The 3,050-nt window shown below is 55.4% G+C and carries 3 protein-coding genes; 1 reads left to right on the forward strand and 2 read right to left on the reverse strand.

Features of this window, described 5'->3' with window-relative positions:
• Positions 1–751: class I SAM-dependent methyltransferase (locus tag B3Z49_RS20045; RefSeq protein WP_296994161.1), on the forward strand; the 751-nt coding region annotated here is incomplete at its 5' end.
• A 46-nt stretch (positions 752–797) separates the two neighbouring features.
• Here the strand turns inward: B3Z49_RS20045 and B3Z49_RS20050 are convergent.
• Together B3Z49_RS20050 and B3Z49_RS20055 are read right to left on the reverse strand one after the other, a co-directional pair.
• On the reverse strand, positions 798–1,826 hold the full coding sequence (locus B3Z49_RS20050; RefSeq protein ID WP_296994163.1) for a substrate-binding domain-containing protein: 1,029 nt from the start codon (positions 1,824–1,826) through the stop codon (positions 798–800).
• 105 nt (positions 1,827–1,931) lie between these two features.
• A complete protein-coding gene (locus B3Z49_RS20055; RefSeq protein WP_296994166.1) occupies positions 1,932–2,750 on the reverse strand; it encodes a tetratricopeptide repeat protein in 819 nt (272 codons plus the stop codon).
• Positions 2,751–3,050 lie beyond the last annotated feature (300 nt).

The raw sequence follows: 3,050 nt of genomic DNA on the forward strand, positions 1-3,050 counted from the left end.
CGATCTTCGCGCTGATCTTGATCGCAAGAATTTTGAAGACCCCATTCCCTTTTATACGCGTCTGGCGACCAACCTTGCGCATGAAAATGGCGTGCTTGAACTGGGCTGCGGCACGGGCCGGATCAGTGCCGCGATTGCCAAACTTGGTGTTGCGGTCGAGGGGCTTGATCTGTCACCCGCCATGCTGGGTCAGGCACGCGCCAATTACCCCGATCTGACATGGCATCTTGGCAACATGTGTGACTTCGATCTGGGACGGCAGTTTGATCTGGTGATCATTCCGTTTCGCGGCCTTCAGGAAGTCACCGATGCCAAGGGTCAGCGTCGCGCCCTTGAACGCGCCTTTGCCCATCTGAAACCCGGTGGGGCAATCGCCCTTGATCTGATGGATCCGGATTTGCGTTATTGTCTGCCGGAAGGTGACCCCGAGCACGTCGAACTGCCGATCTTTCCGATGCCAGAGGGCGTCGGGCAACCGGGCAGTCGGCTTCGCATCACGGCGATGGAACGCACCAATGATCCCCTCACCCAAAAGTTCAGCGAACATTGGCGGTTTGAAGAAATCAGCGATCAGGGCGATGTGATTACGCGTGAGGATTGCTGGCATCATCTGCGCTGGGTTCATCGCAGTGAAATGCGGCTGATGTTGGAGCTGTCCGGTTTTGTTTCGATATCGGAATTTTCGGATTTTCAGGGCAATCCCCCGAAATATGCCAGCAACCAGGTCTGGATGGCAAAACGGCCGGACTGATGCCCGGCCGCTCAATTACGTCTATTGGTGTTGATCCGTCAGCTGCTCAGTTACCGGCGAATTTTGCGGCACTGGTCATGGTTTCAGAGCGTTCCTCATTGGTCAGCGGTACCAAACCGTTATCTGCCAGAAGGCCCTCTTCACCAATCACCGCTTCCGAGACATAGGTCGAGATAAAGTCACCCAGGCTCTGGACCAGCTGTTGATGGTCATCCTTGACGTAAAGATAAAGCGCGCGCGATGCCGGATAGCTGCCATCAAGAATTGTTTCATAATCTGGCTCAATGCCGTTGATCGGAACACCCTGAAGACGTTCGCGGTTACGCTCCAGATTGTTGAAGCCCATCACGCCGTATGAGGTCGGGTCTTTTTCAAGCTTGCTGATCACCAGCCGGTCATTTTCCCCGGCTTCGATATAGGCGCCGTCTTCGCGAAGGGTCCTGCACAGCAGGCGGAAGCTGTCAGGATCGGTTGCCTCAAGGCTTGCGATGTCAGAAAATGTCGCACAACCCTGATCAAGCAACAGCTGCCCCATCAGGTCGCGCGTACCCGAAGTTGGCGGCGGACCATAAACACGGATTTTAAGGTCCGGCAGGCTGGGATCGATATCAGACCATTTTTCATGCGGGTTTGGCACACTGGCACCATTGACCGGCACGGTCCGCGCCAGGGCGAGATAAAGCTGACGGGCGGTAAGCTCCATGCCCGGTGCTTCGCGGGAACCCAGCATGACAATGCCATCATAGCCGATTTTGATTTCGCTGATGTCGCGGACAGAATTTGCCGCGCAAATCGCGGTTTCCGACCCGGTGATCGGGCGCGATGCGTCAACGATATCGGGGAACTCTGCACCAATGCCGCCACAAAACAGCTTGAAGCCGCCGCCTGAACCGGTGCTTTCAACCACCGGGGCGGGTGCGCCGGTGGTCTTGGCGAAATGTTCGGCGACCTTGGTGGTCAGCGGAAAGATCGTCGAAGATCCGACAATCCTGATCTGATCGCGGGCCATTGCGGCATGTGATGTCAGAAGTGCCATCGATGCGGCAAGGGTAGCCAAGGCAAGCGTGCGACGCATTTCGTCCCCCAAAACGTATCCGGTGATGGTCCGGCAAATGGTTCTACCGGTCATATACAAGGAAATCGGTCACCGTGAACCTGTTTTCTAAACTGACGGTCCCCGTCAGTTCGATTCGGTGCGAACATCCATCTTCTCTATATTCGCTTTTGCCGCGTCAGCAACAGGGGTTCCATTTGAAAGTTCTATGACAGTTAACCAGTCCTGCCGTGCAAGATCGTTATCACCGGCAATCTGATGGAGCTTGCCACGTTCGAAAAGTGCCTGAACATTCTGGGGTTCCCGGTTCAGAACTTGTTCGATATCAGTCATTGCCAAATCGTAACTTTCAAGCAGTCGCCAGGCAGATGCCCGGTAAATCAGCGCCTCGGTATGATCGGGTTGAAGATCAAGTGCGGCATTGAGGTCATCAATCGCCTCCCAGTACTGCCCTGCAAGGCCAAGCGCCATGGCACGATCGACCCAAAGCTGCGGGTTGTTGGGCACCAGTTCAAGCGCGCGGCTTTGGTCACGCCAGGCGAATTCAAGGTTATCGGTCATCATCCAGGCCTGACCGGCCTGGGCCAGCATCCCGGCTACCACACCGGGCCCGGCCGTGCTGTCCTTGGCAAGTGCGTCAAGGCGGGTGGCGGCTTCTTCATATTTGCCAAGCGATATCAGTGCCACGGCAACACAGTGGCGGGCCGGTTCCCCGCCACCCAGATCGCGCCAGGCAATCGCGCTTTCAAATCCGTCTTCCGGTTTGAGTTGGGCCAGCTTGATGCAGTCACGATATTGCTGGCTTTCTTCCTGTGTCATGCCACCGTTGCTTTCGGTCTGGGCCATGGCGGAAGGCAGTCCTGCGCCATAGATGCCGACAAACCCCGCCAGACACAGCAAGCCGGTGGCGCGCGCTAGGAACGAGGTCGCGAAAAGTCGTGACATGAAAAAGCTCCGTCTTTGGCAAAATTTCTGGCAGTCACCATAGAAGATCACATGATCGATCCACCATGGCTGAATGCGCATATCTGAAAACGCATATTCGTGAAGTCTCACACCATGAAAACGGCAACAAGATGATAGTTGTTCCCGAAAGCCACGGGTTGCGGGAACAAATCATGGTCCAAAAGGTTTTGCCAAAAGACTTTGTTTGTCTGTGGCAAGGCCGTTACTGTGCCCTTCACACGAATTTGCCGTCACAAAAGGTGCCTTGATGACCAATAAGCTGTTCTGTTTCGGATTGGG

The organism is Thalassospira sp. UBA1131 (genome assembly GCF_002311515.1).
Classification (GTDB): domain Bacteria; phylum Pseudomonadota; class Alphaproteobacteria; order Rhodospirillales; family Thalassospiraceae; genus Thalassospira.

What these genes read in the sequence shown, in the direction of transcription:
- B3Z49_RS20050 (WP_296994163.1), bottom strand. Translation starts at nt 1,826, where the DNA reads ATGCGTCGCACGCTTGCCTTGGCTACCCTTGCCGCATCGATGGCACTT.
- B3Z49_RS20055 (WP_296994166.1), bottom strand. Translation starts at nt 2,750, where the DNA reads ATGTCACGACTTTTCGCGACCTCGTTCCTAGCGCGCGCCACCGGCTTG.